The organism is Bradyrhizobium sp. CSA112 (assembly GCF_029051645.1).
GTDB lineage: Bacteria > Pseudomonadota > Alphaproteobacteria > Rhizobiales > Xanthobacteraceae > Bradyrhizobium.
The window spans coordinates 834,211-852,876 of the sequence record NZ_JAACFS010000001.1 but is presented as its reverse complement, the minus strand read 5'-3'; the positions used below and the strand labels follow the sequence as shown (position 1 = coordinate 852,876).

Genomic DNA, 18,666 nt, shown 5'->3' with positions numbered 1-18,666 from the left:
ATTGGCCCTGCCCTATACCTGTTCGATCACGATCGAGTTGATTTCGTTCGCGACGTCGTCGAAGCGGTCGGACACTTTCTCGAGATGCTTGTAGATCTCGGCGCCAACGATGAAATCCATCGAATTGCCGTTGCGGTGCTTGAGAAACAGCTCCTTCAAGCCGATGTCGTGGAGATCGTCGATACGGCCCTCCAGCTTTCCGATTTCCTCGGTGATCGCGGTCAGCATCGCGACGTTGTTGCCGATCGCCTGCATCAGCGGGAGCGCGCGGCTGACGAGATTGGCGCATTCGACCAATAGCGTTGCGATTTCACGCATCGGGGGTTCGAACGTCCGGACTTCGAACAACACCACCGCTTTCGCGGTCTGCTGCATCTGGTCGATGGCGTCGTCCATCGCCGTGATCAGGTTCTTGATGTCGCCGCGATCGAACGGGGTGATGAAGGTGCGGCGGACCGCGGTCAGCACCTCGCGGGTGATGCCATCGGCGTCGTTCTCGAACTGATTGACGCGCTGGCAGAATACCGGCGTCTCATCACCGCCCCGCAGCATGTCCTGCAACGCCAGCGCCCCCTGCTCGACCGTCTGGGCATGCCGGGCAAAGAGGTCAAAAAACCGCTCCTCCTTGGGCAAAAAGGCACGAAACCAGCGCAGCATGGGCATTTTCCGTCTTCAAAAACGGCCGCCCGGAGCGACCTGTCACAAAACTGTCATAGAACATTCGAGGGAAAAGCGCGCCGTGGCGGGACCCGGGAACGGGGTCATCCACCGCTTTGTGTAGCCGAAAACTGCGCCAAAACCGGCGGTTTTACAGGGATCGGCGGAAATAATGCGCGATCTCACCGATCACGCCGCGGCGGAAGGTCAGCACGCAGGCGACGAAGATGACGCCTTGGATCACCGTCACCCACTGGCCAAACCCGGCCAGATACTGCTGCATGGCGATGATGACGAAGGCGCCAACCACCGGGCCAAATATGGTGCCGAGGCCGCCGACCAGCGTCATCAGCACGATTTCACCCGACATCGTCCAGTGCACATCGGTGAGCGAGGCGTTTTGCGCCACGAACACTTTCAGCGAACCGGCAAAGCCTGCAATGGTCCCCGAGAGGATGAAGGCGAGCAGCTTGTACTGATCGGTTTTGTAGCCCAGCGAGATCGCACGCGGCTCGTTCTCGCGGATCGCCTTCAGCACCTCGCCGAACGGCGAATTGATGGTGCGGTAGATCAAGAGGAAGCCGCCGAGGAAGCCGGCCAGCACGACGTAGTAAAGCACCGTGGGCCTGGCGAGGTTGAAAATCCCGAACAGATAGCCCTGTGGAATGCCCTGGATGCCGTCTTCGCCATGGGTAAACGGCGCCTGCAGATAGATGAAATACAGCAGTTGCGAGAGCGCCAGCGTAATCATCGAGAAGTAGATGCCCTGCCGCCGGATAGAGATGAAGCCGGTGACGACCGAAAGCACGGCGGCGCCAGCGATGCCGACCACAATTCCGATTTCCGGCGACACGCCCCACACCTTCAGCGCATGCGCGGAGCAATAGCCTGCCGTCCCCAAGAACATCGCGTGCCCGAACGACAGCAGGCCGCCATAGCCGATCAGCAGGTTGAACGCGCAGGCGAGCAGCGCGAAGCACAGGGCCTGCATCACGAAGAATGGATAGATGCCGGTCAGCGGCACGAGCCCCAGCAGCACCGCCATCGCGGCGAACACGATCATCTCGTCGCGCATCGCGCGCGGCGTTACGGGGATTGAATCGTCAGTCAATGCGCTCATGTCAGGCCGCCCGTCCCGTCAGTCCCGTTGGCTTCACCAGCAACACCAGCACCATCAGGACGAACACCACGGTGTTGGAGGCCTCGGGATAAAAATATTTCGTCAGCCCCTCGATCACGCCGAGCGCAAAGCCGGTGATGATCGATCCCATGATCGATCCCATGCCGCCGATCACCACCACCGCGAACACGACGATGATCAGATCAGCGCCCATCAGCGGCCGCACCTGGTTGATCGGGGCGGACAACACGCCGGCCAGCGCGGCGAGACCAACGCCGAGCCCGTAGGTCAGCGTAATCATCCTTGGCACGTTGATGCCGAAAGCGCGCACCAGCGTCGGATTTTCGGTCGCGGCCCTCAGATAGGCCCCGAGCCGCGTCTTTTCGATCAGGAACCAGGTGGCGAGGCAGACGACGAGCGAGAAAATGACCACCCAGCCGCGATAGACTGGCAGGAACATGAAGCCGAGATTCATGCCGCCCTGCAGGCCGCGCCATTCGCCGATCTGCGGGTAATCGGGAATCGCATAGGGCAGCCCGGACGAGCCAAAATAATTCTGGAACACGCCCTGCACGATCAGCGCAATGCCGAAGGTAAGCAGCAGGCCGTAGAGATGGTCGAGGCCGGCCAGCCATTGCAGCATGGTCCGCTCCAGGACCATGCCGAAGATGCCGACCACGATCGGGGCGATGAGCAGCGCCCACCAATATCCGATGCCGGTCAGGTGCAGGAGGAAATACGCGGTGAACGCGCCCATCATGTAGAGCGCGCCATGAGCGAAATTGATGATGTTGAGCATGCCGAAGATCACGGCGAGCCCGAGACTGAGCAGCGCGTAGAACGATCCGTTGATCAATCCCACCAAAAGCTGTGCGTAAAGAGCTTGCATCGGTCTCGCACTCAATCTCGTTGTGACACGGAAGTTCGCCCGCCGGCGTGTTGCCGGCGGGCGAACTTGTTTACTTCTTTACCAGCGGACAGGCGCTCTCCGAAAGCGGCCGGAATGCCTGATCGGCCGGAGTGGTCCCGACCAGCTTGTAATAGTCCCACGGCCCCTTCGATTCGGCAGGCTTTTTCACCTCAAACAGGTAGGCCGGATGAAGCTTGCGGCCGTCGGCGCGGATCGTGCCTTTGCCGAACAACGGATCGTCGGTCGGCGCTTCCTTCATCTTCGCCACAACCTTGACGCCGTCATGCGGATTGCCGCCCATGGCATCGATCGTCTTGAAATAGTGGATCAGGCCCGAATACACGCCGGCCTGCACCATGGACGGCATCGCCTTGTTCTTCATGCGCTCGGAGAAGCGCTTCGAAAATGCGCGGGTACCGTCGTTCAGATCCCAGTAGAACGTTTCGGTGAAGTTCAGGCCTTGCGCCACCTTCAGCCCGAGCGAGTGAACGTCGTTGATGAACAACAGCAGACCAGCGAGTTTCTGGCCGCCCGAGACGATGCCGAACTCCGCGGCCTGCTTGATGGTGTTGGTGGTGTCGCCGCCGGCGTTCGCCATGCCGACGATCTTGGCCTTGGAAGCCTGCGCCTGCAGCAGGAACGAGGAGAAGTCCGACGAATTCAGCGGATGCCTGACGGTGCCGATAACCTTGCCGCCCGACTTGACCACGACCGCGGCGGTATCGCGCTCCAGCGCGTGGCCGAAGGCGTAGTCCGCGGTCAGGAAGTACCAGGTGTCGCCGCCGGCTTTCACCAGCGCCTGTCCTGTGCTGTTGGCGAGCATGTAGGTGTCGTAGACCCAGTGAATCGTGTTGGGCGAGCACTGGGTATTGGTGAGGTCCGACGTCGCCGCGCCGGTATTGATCATGACGGCGTTCTTTTCCTTCACCAGATTGTTGACCGCCAGCGCGACGCCGGAGTTCAACACGTCCACGAAGATGTCGACCTTCTCAACGTCGATCCATTGACGCGCGATGGTGGTGCCGATGTCGGGCTTGTTCTGGTGGTCGGCGGAGACGATGTCGATCTTCCAGCCTTTGGCCGCAAGCCCGGAATCCTCGACCGCCATCTGAGCGGCAAGCGTGGAGCCCGCGCCGCCGAGGTCCGAGTAAAGTCCGGAGTTGTCGGTAAGCACGCCGATCTTGACGGTCTTGTCCTGCGCCATGGCGCCGCCCGCGGCAAGCGCCAGGGCGGTACCGAGCAAGAGAGCTGAAATGCGCTGTTTCATAGTATCTCCATTAATCCAGAGTGAAGCCAAAGTGCCGATTAAACGCCGAGATAGGTGTGGAGCTTGTCCATATTGGCCGACAGCTCCGAATTCGCGAACCCGTCGATGACCTTACCGTGCTCGACGATGTAGTAGCGGTCGGCCACCGTGGAAGCGAAGCGGAAATTCTGTTCGACCAGCAGGATGGTGAAGCCTTCCGACTTCAGCCGCGCGATGGTGTGGCCAATCTGCTGGATGATGACAGGCGCGAGGCCCTCGGTCGGTTCATCCAGCATCAGGAAGCGTGCGCCGGTGCGCAGGATTCTGGCGATCGCCAGCATCTGCTGCTCGCCGCCCGAAAGCTTGGTGCCCTGGCTGTTGAGGCGCTCCTTCAGATTCGGAAACAATTCGAAGATCTGATCCAGCGACAGGCCACCGGGTCGGACGATCGGCGGCAGCAGTAGGTTTTCGCGCACGTCGAGGCTTGCGAAGATCCCCCGCTCCTCGGGACAGAATGCGACGCCCAGCCGCGCGATCCTGTCGGAGGAGGCGCGGATGATGTCTTCATTGTTGAAGCGGATCGAGCCGGTGCGCTTGCCGATAATTCCCATCACCGACTTCAGCGTCGTGGTCTTGCCGGCGCCGTTGCGGCCGAGCAACGTGACTACTTCGCCGGCTTTCACATTGAAGTTGATGCCGTGAAGGATGTGGGACTCGCCGTACCACGCCTGCAGGTCCGAAACGGAAAGAACCTCCGCGCCGGCCGGTTTGTTGGCGGCTTCGGCCATTTTCGGATCAGGCATGACCGGCCCCCAGATAGGCTTCCTTGACGCGCTCGTCCCTGGAAAGCTCGGCATAATCGCCTTGCGCCAGCACCTGACCGCGCGTCAGTACCGTAATGATATCGGACAGGTTGGCCACGACCGACAGATTATGTTCGACCATCAGGATGGTGTGCTTGGCCGAGATGCGCTTGATCAGCGCCGCGATCTTGTCGATGTCTTCATGGCCCATGCCGGCCATAGGCTCGTCGAGCAGCATCATTTCCGGGTCGAGCGCCAGCGTCGTCGCGATCTCGAGGGCGCGCTTGCGCCCGTAGGGCATCTCGACCGCCGGCGTGTTGGCGAACTCGCTCAAGCCGACGTCGTTCAGCAGTTCATGGGCGCGGTTGTTGAAGTGGTCGAGCACGCTCTTGGAGCGCCAGAAATCGAACGAGCTTCCATGCTGGCGCTGTAACGCAACACGAACGTTCTCCAGCGCCGTCAGGTGCGGAAACACCGCCGAGATCTGGAACGAGCGCACCAGGCCAAGACGGGCCACATCGGCCGGCGCCATCGCCGTGATGTCGTGTCCCTTGTACAGGATCTGGCCTGCCGAAGGCCTCAAGAACTTGGTCAACAGGTTGAAGCATGTCGTCTTGCCGGCACCGTTAGGCCCGATCAGCGCATGAATGCTGCCGCGCCGCACCTTGAGGGTGACATCGCGAACGGCGAAGAAACCCGCGAATTCCTTGGTCAATCCGTGGGTTTCGAGAATGAACTCATCAGCCAAACGAATTCCCCCGTCAGCCGTCTGCGCGAAGTCGCTCGCGCGCGGCCATTTTTTCCCTTTTCGGGCGGGCTCTGCCGGACGTCCTGGAAATCGTCCCGAGCCCACCGCCTCCGGGTCGGAATATGCCGTCAACGCGATGGATTAGGCAAGGCGGAAAGCTGCCGAAGGTAAAGCACGCGCGGCGGTTCCAGATGCGCCATAAGTCGAATGTCGCCGCCTGCCAGGCTCGGCCGGCTCATGTTTGCGCTCCGCCGCGACCTTCGCGCCGGCAAGCCATCGTTAACGGTGTTTCGCGGCAATTTAGCTTTTTCACAAAATATTTCCGCCGAGAGCGCATCGTCACGCAATTTAGATCGCCAGGAATGCCGCCCCTTGGAATTTAATAGCGCCCAACCGTCGATCGTCAAATCGATCAAGCAGCGCGACCTGCTCAATACTTGGCTGCGACTATACGCCCGCGACCAATCGATCCCGCGGATATCGGAGTACCAGCCGGCGCGGATCGAAGATGAACTGCCGGACCTGGTATTCTACAACGTCGATGCCCATGCGCAGCCGCCACGCCTGACGATCGACAGCGACGGCACGCGGATGTCGCGCGCCTATGGGCATACCGGCAAGGGCCGCTATCTTGACGAGTATCTTGGCGCGAGGCTCGCTCCGATCGTCATGCCGGTCTACTATGAATGCATCGCACGCCGCCTTCCCGCCTACACCATCGCCAATATCGACGACGTCTACGGACGAATCGTCGCTTACGAGCGGCTGTTATTGCCGTTCTCGGACGGCGGCAGCGTTACCCACATCATCGCTTCGCTGAAGACCATCAGTGAGGATGGCGGCTTCGAGATCAAGAACCTGATACGTGGAAACGACAAGCTGCCGGCGCCGAAGCTGCGCACCATCATCGACCGCGATCTCTTCCACCGCGCGCCCGGCCGCATTCCCTCTGGCGACGTCCTGGAATTCGGTTAGGCCTTACGCCCGCGCGATTTGGATGGCACTTCCTTGCCGTAGACGTCCGGCTTGAAGCCGACCAGCAATTTGCCGCCGAGATCGAGCACCGGGCGCTTGATCATCGAGGGCTGCGCCAACATCAGCGCCAGCGCCTTGCGCTCGTTCAGGCCTTCCTTGTCGCTGTCGGGCAGCTTCTTGAATGTCGTGCCCGCGCGGTTGAGCAGCGTTTCCCAGCCGAGTTCGTCGGACCATTGCTTGAGCTTGTCCTTGGCGACCCCGGCAAGCTTGTAGTCGTGAAAGTCGTAAGTTACGCCGTGATCGTCGAGCCAGGCGCGGGCCTTCTTCATGGTGTCGCAGTTCTTGATGCCGTAGATGGTGATGGGCATTTTCGATGCATTCCGGAAATGACGTTATTGGTCCTGCAAGGCCGTCTTTTATACAAAGCGGAACGGCGAATCTATCATAGACTGGCCCATCGTTCGCGAAGTCAGGACCAGCGATGGAATTCACCCTGTTGTTTCTGGCCACAGCCATCGTGATGGTGATCGCCTGGCGCGGTCAACGTCCGCTGGCGCTCGGGCTGTTTGGGGCCGTCCTGATCGCGTGCGTCGCGACCTGCCTGCACCACGCGACCGATACGCTGAAACTGTCGTTCTGAGATACGCATGACCCAGGCGCGCGCCATTACGCTGAATGCACTCAGCCTGTATGCGGTGGCGCTGGTGCTGGCGGCAGCCTATGCGGCACAATTCATCCTTCATGAACTGCCCTGCCCGCTCTGTCTCCTGCAGCGCATCCTGTTCGCGGCGCTGGCCGTTGGGCCGATCCTCAATATCCGCTTCGGGCCGCGCCCAAGTCACTATGCGATGTCGCTGCTGGCGGCGGTTGCAGGCGCTGTCGCATCGACCCGGCAGGTGTTATTGCACATCCTGCCCGGCGACGCCGGTTATGGTTCGGCCCTGCTCGGTTACCATTATTATACCTGGGCTTTGATCGGCTTCACTGCCGCGATCATTTTAATTGCTGCCGTGATGCTGTTCGACCGCCAGTTCGCGGATGACGGCGCCGTACTGCCGGCCACCGGCGGCATTTTTGCGCAAATCGCCGTGTGGCTTGTGATCACGCTGACGGCCGCGAACGTGGTGACGACGCTGCTGGAGTGCGGCTTCGGCGCCTGCGCCGACAATCCTCTTGTTTACGAACTGCTCGAGCGCGGCACTTAGTTTTTTGCATGATCTCTTCGGAAAACCGGTTTCCACTTTTCCGGATCATGCATTAAGGCCGCTTCGGAATATCGAGCCCGCGCTGCACCGCCGGCCGGGCCAGCCCGCGCTCCAGCCATGCCGGCACCTGCTTCAGCGTATCGAACGCAACGAGATCGCGCGCACCGTAGAAGCCGATCAGGTTGCGCACCCAACCGAGCATGGAAATGTCAGCGATGGTGTATTCATCGCCCATTATCCATTGCCGTCCGGCAAGCCGCGTCTCGACCACATCGAGCAGGCGTTTCGATTCGGCCACATAGCGCTCGAGCGGCCGCTTGTCGGCGAACTCCTTGCCGGCGAATTTGTGGAAAAAGCCGACCTGGCCGAACATCGGTCCGATCCCGCCCATCTGAAAGTGCAGCCACTGGATGGTCTGGTATCGCCGCGCCGGATCGGCAGGCAGAAGCTTGCCGGTCTTGTCCGCAAGATATTGCAGGATCGCCCCTGACTCGAATAGCGGCAGCGGCTCTCCGCCTGGCCCGTCCGGATCGAGGATGGCTGGAATTTTGCCGTTCGGATTCAGCGACAGGAATTCCGGCGTCTTCTGGTCGTCCTTGCTGAAGTCGACCAGATGTACCTCGTAGGGCAATCTGATCTCTTCGAGCATGATCGAGACCTTTACGCCGTTCGGCGTCGGCAGCGAATAGAGCTGAAGGCGGTCGGGGTGTTTGGCGGGCCAGCGTTTGGTGATCGGGAAGACGGAGAGATCGGGCATCGAAACTCGTTTTGCATGGTTATTGTTGCGCGGCTAATGTACGGCCGATGCCGCATATAACAAGGTCCGCGCCGTTCATGACCGATCAACCGTCTCCGGCGAAGCTCGGCCTTACCGATGAGGAGCTTGCGACTCACCCGACCATGTTCGCGGCCGATGCGCTCAAGGATCAGGTCGTCATCGTTTCCGGCGGCGCCGGCGGCATCGGGCGGGCGATCGCCTGGCTGTTCGCGCGGCTGGGAGCGCATGTCGCCGTGGTCGGGCGCGACGGAGGCAAGCTCGATGCGCTTGTGGCCCAATTGGCGGGCCGCGATCTCAAGGCCTCCGCGCATATTGCCGACATCAGGGAGCCCGATGCGGTCAACGCCCTGTTCGATACGATCTGGGCTGCACACGGCAGCGTCGACAGCCTCATCAACAGCGCCGGCGGACAGTTTCCGCAAGCTGCAATCGATTTTTCCGTGAAGGGCTGGAACGCCGTCATCAACACCAACCTGAACGGCACCTGGTACATGATGCAGGCGGCCGCGCAGCGCTGGCGCGACCACAAGCATCCCGGCAGCATCGTCAACATCGTGGTTGTCACGACACACGGCCTCTATGGCATCGCCCACACCATTGCCGCGCGCAGCGGTGTGATCGGGCTCTCGCGCGCCGTCGCGGTCGAATGGGCGCCCTTGAACATCCGGGTCAACTGCATAGCGCCCGGCGCGATCGAAACCGAAGGCTGGAACGTTTATTCGCCTGAGGCGCGTGCGGCCTACCCGCGCTCGAACCCGATGATGCGCGTCGGCTCGCCCTGGGACGTCGCGGAAGCCAGCGTTTTCCTTGCCGGACCGTCCGCGAAATTCGTGACCGGCGAAACGCTGACGGTCGATGGCGGCGGCCAGCTCTGGGGCGAGACCTGGACCACGGGCAAGCCGGCGTATTTCGGCGGCGACGACAAGTGACGCGCTGAAATTGCCCATGACACGCCTGCCCACGACGCGCTATCGCCTCGCCATCTTCGATTTCGACGGCACACTGGCCGATTCGCTTCCCTGGTTTCGCTCGTCCTTTGATGACATGGTCGCGCGGTTCAATCTTACGCCCGTCCCCGCTGAGGAAATGGAGGGGCTACGCGGCCTGACCGCCCGCGAGATCATGGCGCGGCTCAACGTATCCACGTGGCAACTGCCGGCCATCGTCAGCGACATGCGAAAGCGCAAGCTCGCCGCCGCGAGCGAAATATCGCTGTTCCCTGGCATTCCGGCCATGCTGACCGAATTGCAACGCTTAGGGATCAGGACCGCCATCGTCAGTTCCGACGGCGAAGCATCCGTCCGCCAGGTGCTCGGGCCCACCACCGCCCTGATCACCCGCTTCGACTGCGGCGCCGCGGTGTTCGGCAAGCACTGGAAATTTCGACGGGTCGCACGAAAGCTTGGCGCGAAGCCTTCAGAGACGATCTGCATTGGCGACGAGATCCGCGATATCGAAGCCGCGAAAGCCGCCGAAATGGATTCGGGCGCCGTGACCTGGGGCTATGCCCTTCCCACAGCATTGCAGGCGGCGGGGCCAACCTATCTGTTCAACTCTATCAACGAGATGACTGAGCGGCTCGCGGTACCAAAATAGTGTCGCCGATCACTTCCGATCTTCTCGTGCCAATTTCCGGTCATGCCCGCAAAGGCCAACGTGCAAGATAATCGTGGCCCTTCATGCTGTGGATGAGCACGAACTCCGTCACTGCCCAGAAAATCGGCTGAATCGGATGCTCATCGACACTGCGCGCGTCGTACAAGAGCGTGATGTGCGGCGTAAAATTCGTGCTCGCCGCCCGCCTCAACCCTCTTCGCGTCAGTGCAGCGCCGAGCATCTGCCGAAATGCTTCCAGCCGGCGCAACCCATTCTCTCCGATCAGGACAAGCGGCCGACTGCCCGGCCTCCCCCTAAAGCTCACGGTGCGATCGAACGAAACCTCGAACGGCTCGGCTCGCAATTCCGTGGCAGCCTCGCACGCGGAGCAAAGCTGCCGATCCGGCAAACCGTTGAGAGAAAACAATGAAATGTGCAGACGCTCTGGCGCGATGAGTTTGCCATCGAATTTGTGAGCGCGTTTGAGCACGCTGGCCAGCCGGTGAATTCGTTCCGCTGTAGCCGCGTCGGGAATTGTCGCGAGGAATAATCGGGCACGACTTGAGCTTGCAAACTTGTCCATGATAGACTAGAACAAATCATGAACTTAAGGTCGTCGCAAGGCTAGAATGCAACTGCCGTTTTCGTAGATTGCTTCAGCCTCACAACACACACCCATAGTGCGCCGACGACACCAACCGGACGTACTTGTCGTGCACCGATCCCTGCCGCACCGCAGCGACAGAAGCCGGCGCGCGCCAGTCGGCCATGCGGCGGGCGATCTCTTCCGGTGGCACTTCAAGATTTACGGAGCGGGCGCCGGGATCGATGACAATGGTGTCGCCGTCGCGCACCGCAGCGATCGGGCCGCCGCGTGCGGCTTCGGGCGAGACGTGGCCGATCAAGATGCCGTGCGAGACGCCGGAAAAACGGCCGTCGGTGATCAGCGCGACGTCTTCGCCAAGACCCCGCCCCTGCAACTGGATCGTCAGCATCACCATTTCGGGCATGCCGGGACCGCCGACCGGGCCGACGTTGCGCACCACGATGACGTTGCCCGGCACGATCTCGTCGGCGCGGATCGCGGCCATCGTATCGGCTTCGGACTCGAACACGCGCGCGGTGCCACGAAACTGGCCCTTCGCAAGGGTCTTGCCCGACAGCTTGATCAGGCAGCTTTCCGGCGCCAGATTGCCTTTGAGCACGCTGATATGATTGTTTGCCGGCGCGATTGGTTTCGACACCGGGAAAACGATCTCCTGCGGCGGCATCTGCTCCAGCGTCGGAACATCGGAGAGATTTTCCGCCAGCGTCTTGCCGGTTACCGTCATGGCGTCACCATGCAAAAGACCTGCGCGCAGCAATTCCTTCATCACAACCGGCACGCCGCCGATCGCATGCAGGCTGCCCATCGCGAACGGGCCATGCGGCTGCAGGTTGGTCAGCAGCGGGACACGCTCGCCGACCTGTTGGATACGTTCGATCGTGATCGGCACCTGCGCCTCGCGTGCGACCGCGAGCAAATGCAGATACATGTTGGTCGAACCGCCCATGGCGTAAACGGTCGCGATCGCATTCTCGAACGCGCGCTCGGTCATGATGTCGCGCGGCCGGATGCCGGCTTGCATCAGCCGGTACAAGGCATCGACCGAGGCTCGCGCCTGCGCGCGCACGTCGGCATGGATGTCGCTGCCGGCATTATAGTCGGCGGGATGCGAAGCGCCGCGTGGCAGCATCATGCCGATTGATTCCGCAATCGTGCTCATGGTGTTGGCTGTGAACATCGCGCCACAGGTGCCGCTGCCCGGCATCACGTTGCGCTCGACTTCCAGCAACTCCTCACCGGAGATGCGGCCGGATTCATTGGCGGCGCGGGCTTCGGCGTAATCCATGACTGTCAGATTGTTATCCTTGTCGGCCCATACCCCGAACGAAACGCGGCCCGGCGTGCTGGTGCCGGGATAGAGCACGAGCCCGAAGGCGTTGGTGCGCGCCAGCGGCATCAGCGCGGCGGCGCCGGTCTTGTCGCAGCCGGATATTACGATCATGGCATCGCCATGATGGGCGTAGTGGCCGATCTCAAAGCAGTCGGCGACAACATCGCGGGATACGAGACTATAGCCCGCTGTCGGCGTTCCCTGCGTCAGGGCATCCGACACCGCCGGTGCACCGACGATCAGGCCCTGCCCGCCACGTTCGGCCAGGATTTCCACCAGGAGATCGGTGATGGCGCGTACGCGATTGTTGCAGCGATGGGCGTTGGTATAGGCGCTCGCGATCGTCACCACCGCACTTGTCTTCGCCGCGCGGTCCGGCTCGAAGCCGGCAGCACGCAACTCGACGCGAGCGTTCTTCCAATAGCTGCTGCTGTCCTCGACCATAGTTCGGTCATTTCCCTCTTGCGTGCTGATCGAATGCGCTGAGCACGGCGAGCGTCATGGCCGTAATGCCGGTCTGCAGCGTCGGCTTCGGCACCGGCGCGAATTGCGGCGAATGATTGCCCGCCAAGGGCGTTCCGCTCTTGTTGGCCGCCACCCACTTCTCCGCATCGTAGACGCCGATATTGAACATCATCGACGGCACGCCGGCTCCGGCGAATTCGGAGAAATCCTCGCTCGTCGTATTCGCCGGTGTCAGCCTCAGCTTCTCGCCAAACGCAGCCTTCAGCGTCTTCTCGGCGGTCGCGACCACAGCCGGATCGTTGATGACGGCCTTGGTGCCCTCTTCGAGCCTGATGTCCGGCGCGGGTGCATCCGACATCGCGGCCACCGCCTTCGCCGTCCGTTCGATCCCCGCCAGCATTTTGGCGCGCACCTCCGGCTTGAAGCTGCGGATCGTACCCAGCACCGACGCATCGTCGGGAATGATATTGCCGACGGTGCCGGAATGGACCGCACCGATACTCACGATGCCGAATTCGGTCGGGTCCTTTTCGCGGCTGATCACGGTTTGCACGTCAACGATAAAGCGCGCCGCCATCATGACGGGATCGATCGTCCGCTGCGGCATCGCGCCGTGACCGCCGCGGCCGCGGAATTTGATGTAGAGGCCGTCGACATGGGATGAGCCGACGCCGACGCGATAGCTGATATTGCCGTAGGGGATGCCGCCGGCATGCAGGGCAAAGGCGAAATCGGGCTTCTTGAATCGCGTGAACAGGCCGTCGGCCAGCATGGCCCTGGCGCCCTGCACGATTTCTTCGGCCGGTTGCGCTATGAACATTAGCGTGCCGCGCCACTGGTCCTTCAGGCCGATGAGCGTCTTTGCCGTCCCGACCCAGTTCGCCATATGGATGTCGTGGCCGCAGCTATGGGCCACGAACGTCTCCCGGCCGTTCCAGACGGTCTTGGCGCGGCTGGCATAATCGAGGCCGGTCTTCTCCTCCATCGGCAACGCGTCGAGCTCGGTGCGCACCATGATGGTGGGCCCCTCGCCGTTCTTGTAGATGGCGACCAGCCCGGTCTTACCGACCTTCTCGGTCACCTCAAAACCGAGCGCACGCATCTCCGTGGCAAGCCGTGCGGCTGTCTTCACCTCCTCAAAGGCAAGTTCCGGGTGAGCGTGCAGCTCCTTGTAGAGCGCGTCGAGCTTTGGGTAGTCGGCCTCGAACGAAGTCTCGATCACAGCCTTGAGGCGCGCGACGTCCATGTCCGCACAGGCCGGTGAGAGGGCGGCGACGCACAACGCGGCAGAGGCGATAAGGGATTTTGCAAGGCGCTTCATGGTGGCACTCCCCCTTTTTGCCCATTGCGGACTTCATCGCCGCATGCGGGACAGAGCCGGCAGCTTGAACGACGTCAGAAACGGAGTCTAGCCGGGCTTGCCATCGTCAAAGCTCACAATCACGGCAGCATTGGCGATCAGGATGGAATCGCTGCCCTGCTCGGCCGGAATTTCCAGCCCGCCCTTCACCGCGGTGACCGTCTTGGTGCCGTAAGGCAGCTCTTTCGCCACCGCCGCCGTGTCGACCGCCTCGGGATTGGGCACGGCGACCATGACATCGACGAACATGTCGTTGGCGGTCTTCCCCAGTATCCGGAAGAAGCCGAGGCTGGAGTGGCGGATGGCGTCCGATACGGCGCGCTTGGCAGCCTTGGTGGCATCGCGTCCGTGAACGTCGACGCCCATGCCCATTTCGGTGATACAGCGCACACGTGCCATGGTGTTTCCTGCCATCGTTGAGTGGATTTAAATACGTATCAGTCGTCCGCGATTCAGCGAGCGAGTACTCATCTGCCGGCTCTGGTCCGAGACTATCAGCGCCGGGATGAAATGACGGCAGGAACCGAACGGTGGCGACCAGCGTTCTCCGCCGGGGTCGGATTCAATTCGAGGAAGCACATGCAGGGTGAGCCCGAAATCCTGTTCTGGCGACGCACCGACGTGACCGGCTTGGAGCGTCTGAAACTCAGCATTTCCGCTGACGCCGTGGTGGCGGAATCTACCGTGATCTGCGTTGAGGACCGTGGCTTTCGGCTCGACCATAGGTGGAGGCTGACGCCCGACTGGCGGGCTCAATCACTGGACGTCGAGCGATGGGGACCGATCGGGCGAACCCATCTCAACCTCGAGCGAACGGACAGCGGCTGGTGTGTCAATGGCCGACGACGTACTGACCTCGACGGCGCGGAGGAACCGGACCTCTCGGTCACTCCTTTTTGCAATACGTTCCCGATCCGTCGAATGCCTGACAGCGCAGGAGAGAGTTACACGCTCGACACCTGCTTCGTGGACGGGGCGGCTATGACGGTGCAGCGTTCCCGTCAAAGGTACGACCGCATCGGCCCGAACCGGGTACGCTACGTGGACCTCGGAGTCTCGGCGGGCTTTGAGGCGGACCTCGAGGTGGATGATCTGGGTTTGGTGCTTCGCTACCAGCACCTTTTCGAACGAGTATCGCCCGCCTGAAGAAGAGTCCCGAGCATTCCCCAGCATCCGGAAGAAGCCGAGGCTGGAGTGGCGGATGGCGTCCGATACGGCGCGCTTGGCAGCCTTGGTGGCATCGCATCCGTGAACGTCGACGCCCATGCCCATTTCGGTGATACAGCGCACACGTGCCACGGCTTCCTCTTGTCGTTGGCGTGGGAAAGATATCGATCGGCGAAGGCCTCCTCTCTCCATCGTCGCTCGCAGCCGCGACGTCAAGTCAAACGCCCAACGGCGCAGCATACGAGCCTTGCGCTGTCATGAGCCCGAACAAGCTTCTATTTCGCGCGTAGCGGCGGCAGCACGATCCGAACCATCAAGAACCTCCTTCGGATCGCCCGGCTGGACGAGGTGAATGCGCGTCCCGGTCTCGCCTGCTCCCAGACCAGGTTTCAAGACCTGCTGACCGTCATAATGCCCGCCATTCTGGCTCCGGTACGTGATCGGCCGGTCGCTGAAGAGTCCCGTGATGCGGCGCCGATAGGCTTCGGCGACCGCGGGCCATTCGGCCTCGGACAGCCTGTCGCTCTGATAGACGGCGAAAGGCGGCAGGACTCGTATGCCCGGATAAAAGAGCATGCCGTGCTGGATCGGCCACAGCAGGTCGTCGAGCCGGCCATTCACGCCGCGCTCGCCATAGTGCGGCGCGCGTCCGCCGATTGTGACTGACAGCATCGCGCGGCGTCCGCTCAAGGCACCCTCTCCGTACCGATCGCCCCACCTTTCGCCGCCATGGGTACCGACGCCATAGGCAAAACCATAAGCGAAGACGCGGTCGACCCAGCCCTTCAGGATGGCCGGCATGCCGAACCACCACATCGGAAAACTCAGCAGGACAGCGTCGGCCCAGAGGAGCTTCTGCTGCTCGGCCTCAACGTCGGACGATTGAGTGCCGGCGGCGAACGCGTGACGCGACTCCGCGACGTAGCTGAAGCGGTCCGGTTGCGTTTGTTCGAGAAAATCGGCGCGATCGGCGACCGCCTTCCAGTTGGCCGCATAGAGATCAGTGACCTGCACGGTATGGCCCTGCTCGGTGAGAGTTTCGACCGCCAGGTCCTTCAGGGCGCTGGTGAGTGATTTCGGTTCTGGATGCGCATGAACGATAAGGACGTTGCTCAAAGACGTTGCTCCTGTTGAGGCCTGGGAACGCGCAGATGGCGCGATGGCTTCAACATGGTGGGGCAAAATCACAAACGCGAACGATCACCCTCCGGAAACGTCATATGTTCAGCAATGCTGAACTCAGGCGCGCTCGACCTCCTTCATCATCATCCAGGCCATGTCCGTCAACGCCTGCGGCGGCAAGCGCGCCGATGGCCCGCTCAGCCCGATGCTGGCACGAACCTCGCCGCCCTCACGCCAGGGAATGGCAACGCAGTGGAGGCCCGGCTGGTAATTTTCGAGATCGAGCGCGAAGCCGCGCGTGGCCACCGTCTTGATCTCGGATAGGATGTGCGGACTGAGCGCGTCGGCGCGGTTGGCCAGGACGCGCTTGCCGAGCCCGGGCATGAAGGCGAGGAACACGAGGCCGACCGCCGATCCCTCCAGAGGCTCGCGCACGCCAATGGGGCAAGCGCCTGCCGTCAATGCGTGGGCCGATTCGATCGCGTCGAGATAATAGACCTCGTCACCGCTCGGCACGGCGAGATAGACCATCTCTCCGGTGCGCTTCGCGACGGACTCGAGCGCCGGCCGCAAGCGGCTGCGAAGCGAGCCGTCGTCTCCGGCGATCCGCGCCAGATTGAGAATGCGGCCGCCGAGATGATAACGCGTATCTCCGGCGCGGCGATGCACGTAGCCAAGCTCGTCCAGCGTCTTCAGAAGATTGTGCGCGGTCGTCTTGCCGAGCTTCGCCTGCGCGGCAATGTGCTGCAGCCGTGCGGCGCCGCCTTCTTGTGCAATGATTTCGAGGATCGCAGCTGCGCGCTCGATGGACTGAATCAACCTGACTTCCGACATCACACGTTCATTGGTGACAGATACTGTGCACTAATTTGGCGTGACGGATCCGGACGACAAGTCCAGCTATGTTGAATATTTGCGCTCCGATCGTCTCTGTCGAAGCGTGTCCCCTGCACGGAAGTGAGGAGGCAAGAGTTGGCGAGCGGCGGAAGCGCTTCAAAAAAAGCGCACTTGGCCCACCTCTTACCTCGGCGGCATTTTGTCGAATTTTTGCGCCGATGGATCAAGACGGTCCCAGGCGTGGCCGGCGGCGGTCCAGAGGACCTTTTGCGGCTTGTATCGGCTGGGATCGTCGAGGCTTCCTGCATGGACAATGAATATCTCGGGAATGCCGGGGAATGTCAGATAGACCGGTGAGCCGCATGTTGGGCAGAAGGCGCGGGACTTGATCGTTCCGCCACCGACCACGTCCCAATGTTTCGCTTCGCCCTCGGCCTTCACGGCCGGTCGCGGAAACGTCAAATAGGAGCCGTGGCCGGTGCCGCTCTTGCGCTGGCACTGGCGGCACTGGCAGTCGTTCATCTCGATCGGTTCGGCGGTGATTTCATATCGGATCGCGCCGCAGGCGCATCCACCGGTATAGGCCTCGCTCAAGTTTTTTCTCCTTTGATAAAGCAACACGGGTGAACCACGACCCCTTCGAATGCGCCGCGGTCCGTCTCACGCTCGGCTTATGCCGATCCGCGACGTCCGCGAGCGGCTGGAAATCAGCTTCAGCCACGGCGCCAAATGGAACGCACTCATCAACAAGTACATCGGGACCATTCCACCGAGAGGCGACGCACCCGCGGTCGAACACAACGCATCCGCCGATCCGCCGCCGAACGCGCCCGTCAGTATCGCCATTGTCGCGAAGGTCGGCGCGGCCGCGAGATAGAGCCCATTGGCCGCCCTGCGCGCCGCGGCGTTCCGGCGGGGGGCGCCGCCGCCGGATCCGCCGGAATAGCCTTGGCTCATGGCTTCGCACTCGCGCTCTGCTTCCGGAACGCGGCCTCTCCGGCATCCGACACCTCGACCCACCTCTTGTCGGGCGCGGCGCCCTCGACGTAGCTGTCGTGCCAATTCCACCACTTGTAGGTCGGGGTCTGCGGATAGCCCTCAGGAGAATCCTCCCAGACCTCCTGTCGGCCCAGCGGCGTGATGTCGAGGTAGTTCCAGGTGCTTCCCATCTGCTCGTCGCCGCGGTTGTTGATGAAGTAGGTCCGGTAAATCTTGTCGCCGTCGCGGAAGAACACGTTGGTGCCGTGCCATTCGCCGACGTCGAAGTCGGCATCGAAGCTGTCCGTGATGGTGTACCAGGGGATCATCTCCCATCCCATTCGCGCCTTCAGGCGCGCGATGTCCGTCTGCGGCGCGCGCGAAACAAACACGAGCGTGGTGTCGCGGGCGTTCAGATGGGCGAGATGGGCGACCTGGTCGGCCACCATGGAGCAGCCGCGGCAGGCATGGTCGGGCCAGCCGAACACGCCGGGCTCGTAGAAGGCGCGGTAGACGATCAGTTGACGGCGGCCGTCGAACAGATCGCGCAGGCTCGCCTTGCCCTTGGGCCCTTCGAACTCATACTTCTTCTCGACGGCCACCCACGGCATCCGCCGACGCTCGGCGGCCAGTGCGTCACGGGCGTGAGTTAGCTCCTTCTCCTTCAGGAGCAACTTTTGCCGCGCGGCCTCCCATTCCTGCGCTGAGACGGCATGAATCTGCATAGCTAACCTCCTGTTTGTTGAGACGCTTGTTGCGCAG

General features: G+C 61.9%; 23 protein-coding genes and 1 pseudogene. 6 read left to right on the top strand and 18 right to left on the bottom strand.

The genetic code is table 11. The features are described from left to right. Window positions 1-12: 12 nt before the first annotated feature. The 6 genes from GWE18_RS04240 to GWE18_RS04215 form a co-directional block, all read right to left on the bottom strand. Entirely contained in the window at window positions 13-657 is a 645-nt protein-coding gene (locus tag GWE18_RS04240) for a DUF47 domain-containing protein (RefSeq protein WP_275184518.1), read from the bottom strand. A 151-nt stretch (window positions 658-808) separates the two neighbouring features. Beyond that, window positions 809-1,777, bottom strand: coding sequence for a branched-chain amino acid ABC transporter permease (locus GWE18_RS04235; protein WP_275184517.1), 969 nt, complete (start codon window positions 1,775-1,777; stop codon window positions 809-811). A gap of 1 nt (window position 1,778) precedes the next feature. Beyond that, window positions 1,779-2,666, bottom strand: a complete 888-nt coding sequence (locus tag GWE18_RS04230) for a branched-chain amino acid ABC transporter permease (RefSeq protein WP_275184516.1) — start codon at window positions 2,664-2,666, stop codon at window positions 1,779-1,781. Between the two features lie 70 nt (window positions 2,667-2,736). Further along, the gene (locus GWE18_RS04225) at window positions 2,737-3,954 is read right to left on the bottom strand and encodes an ABC transporter substrate-binding protein (protein WP_275184515.1); all 1,218 of its coding nucleotides are present in this window, start codon (window positions 3,952-3,954) and stop codon (window positions 2,737-2,739) included. A gap of 38 nt (window positions 3,955-3,992) precedes the next feature. Beyond that, entirely contained in the window at window positions 3,993-4,736 is a 744-nt protein-coding gene (locus GWE18_RS04220) for an ABC transporter ATP-binding protein (protein WP_275184514.1), read from the bottom strand. Next, on the bottom strand, window positions 4,729-5,484 hold the full coding sequence (locus GWE18_RS04215) for an ABC transporter ATP-binding protein (RefSeq protein WP_275184513.1): 756 nt from the start codon (window positions 5,482-5,484) through the stop codon (window positions 4,729-4,731). Before GWE18_RS04215 ends, GWE18_RS04220 begins: the two co-directional genes overlap by 8 nt. Before the next feature lie 372 nt (window positions 5,485-5,856). On the opposite strand from GWE18_RS04215, the gene GWE18_RS04210 reads away from it, so the two are divergent. After that, a complete protein-coding gene (locus GWE18_RS04210; RefSeq protein ID WP_275184512.1) occupies window positions 5,857-6,459 on the top strand; it encodes a PAS domain-containing protein in 603 nt (200 codons plus the stop codon). On the opposite strand, the gene GWE18_RS04205 is transcribed toward GWE18_RS04210, so the two are convergent. Beyond that, window positions 6,456-6,827 (bottom strand): ArsC family reductase, encoded by a 372-nt coding sequence (locus GWE18_RS04205; protein WP_275184511.1) that lies wholly within the window; start codon window positions 6,825-6,827, stop codon window positions 6,456-6,458. The genes GWE18_RS04210 and GWE18_RS04205 overlap by 4 nt on opposite strands. A gap of 113 nt (window positions 6,828-6,940) precedes the next feature. On the opposite strand from GWE18_RS04205, the gene GWE18_RS04200 reads away from it, so the two are divergent. Beyond that, a complete protein-coding gene (locus GWE18_RS04200) occupies window positions 6,941-7,099 on the top strand; it encodes a DUF5993 family protein (RefSeq protein ID WP_275184510.1) in 159 nt (52 codons plus the stop codon). 7 nt (window positions 7,100-7,106) lie between these two features. Next, on the top strand, window positions 7,107-7,664 hold the full coding sequence (locus GWE18_RS04195; protein ID WP_275184509.1) for a disulfide bond formation protein B: 558 nt from the start codon (window positions 7,107-7,109) through the stop codon (window positions 7,662-7,664). Between the two features lie 52 nt (window positions 7,665-7,716). On the opposite strand, the gene GWE18_RS04190 is transcribed toward GWE18_RS04195, so the two are convergent. Beyond that, entirely contained in the window at window positions 7,717-8,421 is a 705-nt protein-coding gene (locus GWE18_RS04190; protein WP_275184508.1) for a glutathione S-transferase N-terminal domain-containing protein, read from the bottom strand. 77 nt (window positions 8,422-8,498) lie between these two features. On the opposite strand from GWE18_RS04190, the gene GWE18_RS04185 reads away from it, so the two are divergent. Then, window positions 8,499-9,371: an SDR family oxidoreductase gene (locus GWE18_RS04185; protein WP_275184507.1), complete on the top strand. Its 873-nt coding sequence runs from the start codon at window positions 8,499-8,501 to the stop codon at window positions 9,369-9,371. Between the two features lie 16 nt (window positions 9,372-9,387). Beyond that, window positions 9,388-10,038, top strand: a complete 651-nt coding sequence (locus GWE18_RS04180; protein ID WP_275184506.1) for an HAD hydrolase-like protein — start codon at window positions 9,388-9,390, stop codon at window positions 10,036-10,038. 40 nt (window positions 10,039-10,078) lie between these two features. On the opposite strand, the gene GWE18_RS04175 is transcribed toward GWE18_RS04180, so the two are convergent. The 4 genes from GWE18_RS04175 to GWE18_RS04160 all read right to left on the bottom strand — a co-directional run bounded on the left by GWE18_RS04175 (window position 10,079) and on the right by GWE18_RS04160 (window position 14,199). Next, window positions 10,079-10,621 (bottom strand): 2'-5' RNA ligase family protein, encoded by a 543-nt coding sequence (locus GWE18_RS04175; RefSeq protein ID WP_275184505.1) that lies wholly within the window; start codon window positions 10,619-10,621, stop codon window positions 10,079-10,081. 79 nt (window positions 10,622-10,700) lie between these two features. Then, window positions 10,701-12,419, bottom strand: coding sequence for a dihydroxy-acid dehydratase (locus GWE18_RS04170; protein ID WP_275184504.1), 1,719 nt, complete (start codon window positions 12,417-12,419; stop codon window positions 10,701-10,703). Between the two features lie 7 nt (window positions 12,420-12,426). Continuing rightward, window positions 12,427-13,761, bottom strand: coding sequence for an amidohydrolase (locus tag GWE18_RS04165; RefSeq protein ID WP_275184503.1), 1,335 nt, complete (start codon window positions 13,759-13,761; stop codon window positions 12,427-12,429). An 87-nt stretch (window positions 13,762-13,848) separates the two neighbouring features. Beyond that, a complete protein-coding gene (locus tag GWE18_RS04160; protein WP_275184502.1) occupies window positions 13,849-14,199 on the bottom strand; it encodes a Lin0512 family protein in 351 nt (116 codons plus the stop codon). Between the two features lie 180 nt (window positions 14,200-14,379). On the opposite strand from GWE18_RS04160, the gene GWE18_RS04155 reads away from it, so the two are divergent. Further along, on the top strand, window positions 14,380-14,946 hold the full coding sequence (locus tag GWE18_RS04155) for a putative glycolipid-binding domain-containing protein (protein WP_275184501.1): 567 nt from the start codon (window positions 14,380-14,382) through the stop codon (window positions 14,944-14,946). A gap of 18 nt (window positions 14,947-14,964) precedes the next feature. Here the strand turns inward: GWE18_RS04155 and GWE18_RS04150 are convergent. The 6 genes and pseudogenes from GWE18_RS04150 to GWE18_RS04125 form a co-directional block, all read right to left on the bottom strand. Next, window positions 14,965-15,099: pseudogene (locus tag GWE18_RS04150) on the bottom strand (Lin0512 family protein); the annotation flags it as partial. A gap of 123 nt (window positions 15,100-15,222) precedes the next feature. Then, window positions 15,223-16,083 carry an NAD(P)H-dependent oxidoreductase gene (locus tag GWE18_RS04145; protein WP_275184500.1) on the bottom strand — a complete coding sequence of 287 codons (861 nt, stop codon included), beginning with the start codon at window positions 16,081-16,083 and terminating at the stop codon, window positions 15,223-15,225. Window positions 16,084-16,206: 123 nt separating this feature from the next. After that, a complete protein-coding gene (locus GWE18_RS04140) occupies window positions 16,207-16,923 on the bottom strand; it encodes an IclR family transcriptional regulator (protein ID WP_275184499.1) in 717 nt (238 codons plus the stop codon). Between the two features lie 186 nt (window positions 16,924-17,109). Beyond that, on the bottom strand, window positions 17,110-17,520 hold the full coding sequence (locus tag GWE18_RS04135; RefSeq protein ID WP_275184498.1) for a GFA family protein: 411 nt from the start codon (window positions 17,518-17,520) through the stop codon (window positions 17,110-17,112). 66 nt (window positions 17,521-17,586) lie between these two features. Beyond that, complete coding sequence (locus GWE18_RS04130) at window positions 17,587-17,883, bottom strand: hypothetical protein (protein ID WP_275184497.1); 297 nt, start codon at window positions 17,881-17,883, stop codon at window positions 17,587-17,589. After that, on the bottom strand, window positions 17,880-18,629 hold the full coding sequence (locus GWE18_RS04125; RefSeq protein WP_275184496.1) for a DUF899 domain-containing protein: 750 nt from the start codon (window positions 18,627-18,629) through the stop codon (window positions 17,880-17,882). The genes GWE18_RS04130 and GWE18_RS04125 overlap by 4 nt, the downstream gene beginning before the upstream one ends. Window positions 18,630-18,666 lie beyond the last annotated feature (37 nt).

Coding starts and splice junctions, on each gene's coding strand:
- GWE18_RS04240 (WP_275184518.1), bottom strand. CDS start 657: ATGCTGCGCTGGTTTCGTGCCTTTTTGCCCAAGGAGGAGCGGTTTTTT.
- GWE18_RS04235 (WP_275184517.1), bottom strand. CDS start 1,777: ATGAGCGCATTGACTGACGATTCAATCCCCGTAACGCCGCGCGCGATG.
- GWE18_RS04230 (WP_275184516.1), bottom strand. CDS start 2,666: ATGCAAGCTCTTTACGCACAGCTTTTGGTGGGATTGATCAACGGATCG.
- GWE18_RS04225 (WP_275184515.1), bottom strand. CDS start 3,954: ATGAAACAGCGCATTTCAGCTCTCTTGCTCGGTACCGCCCTGGCGCTT.
- GWE18_RS04220 (WP_275184514.1), bottom strand. CDS start 4,736: ATGCCTGATCCGAAAATGGCCGAAGCCGCCAACAAACCGGCCGGCGCG.
- GWE18_RS04205 (WP_275184511.1), bottom strand. CDS start 6,827: ATGCCCATCACCATCTACGGCATCAAGAACTGCGACACCATGAAGAAG.
- GWE18_RS04200 (WP_275184510.1), top strand. CDS start 6,941: ATGGAATTCACCCTGTTGTTTCTGGCCACAGCCATCGTGATGGTGATC.
- GWE18_RS04195 (WP_275184509.1), top strand. CDS start 7,107: ATGACCCAGGCGCGCGCCATTACGCTGAATGCACTCAGCCTGTATGCG.
- GWE18_RS04190 (WP_275184508.1), bottom strand. CDS start 8,421: ATGCCCGATCTCTCCGTCTTCCCGATCACCAAACGCTGGCCCGCCAAA.
- GWE18_RS04185 (WP_275184507.1), top strand. CDS start 8,499: ATGACCGATCAACCGTCTCCGGCGAAGCTCGGCCTTACCGATGAGGAG.
- GWE18_RS04180 (WP_275184506.1), top strand. CDS start 9,388: ATGACACGCCTGCCCACGACGCGCTATCGCCTCGCCATCTTCGATTTC.
- GWE18_RS04175 (WP_275184505.1), bottom strand. CDS start 10,621: ATGGACAAGTTTGCAAGCTCAAGTCGTGCCCGATTATTCCTCGCGACA.
- GWE18_RS04170 (WP_275184504.1), bottom strand. CDS start 12,419: ATGGTCGAGGACAGCAGCAGCTATTGGAAGAACGCTCGCGTCGAGTTG.
- GWE18_RS04165 (WP_275184503.1), bottom strand. CDS start 13,761: ATGAAGCGCCTTGCAAAATCCCTTATCGCCTCTGCCGCGTTGTGCGTC.
- GWE18_RS04160 (WP_275184502.1), bottom strand. CDS start 14,199: ATGGCACGTGTGCGCTGTATCACCGAAATGGGCATGGGCGTCGACGTT.
- GWE18_RS04155 (WP_275184501.1), top strand. CDS start 14,380: ATGCAGGGTGAGCCCGAAATCCTGTTCTGGCGACGCACCGACGTGACC.
- GWE18_RS04140 (WP_275184499.1), bottom strand. CDS start 16,923: ATGTCGGAAGTCAGGTTGATTCAGTCCATCGAGCGCGCAGCTGCGATC.
- GWE18_RS04130 (WP_275184497.1), bottom strand. CDS start 17,883: ATGAGCCAAGGCTATTCCGGCGGATCCGGCGGCGGCGCCCCCCGCCGG.
- GWE18_RS04125 (WP_275184496.1), bottom strand. CDS start 18,629: ATGCAGATTCATGCCGTCTCAGCGCAGGAATGGGAGGCCGCGCGGCAA.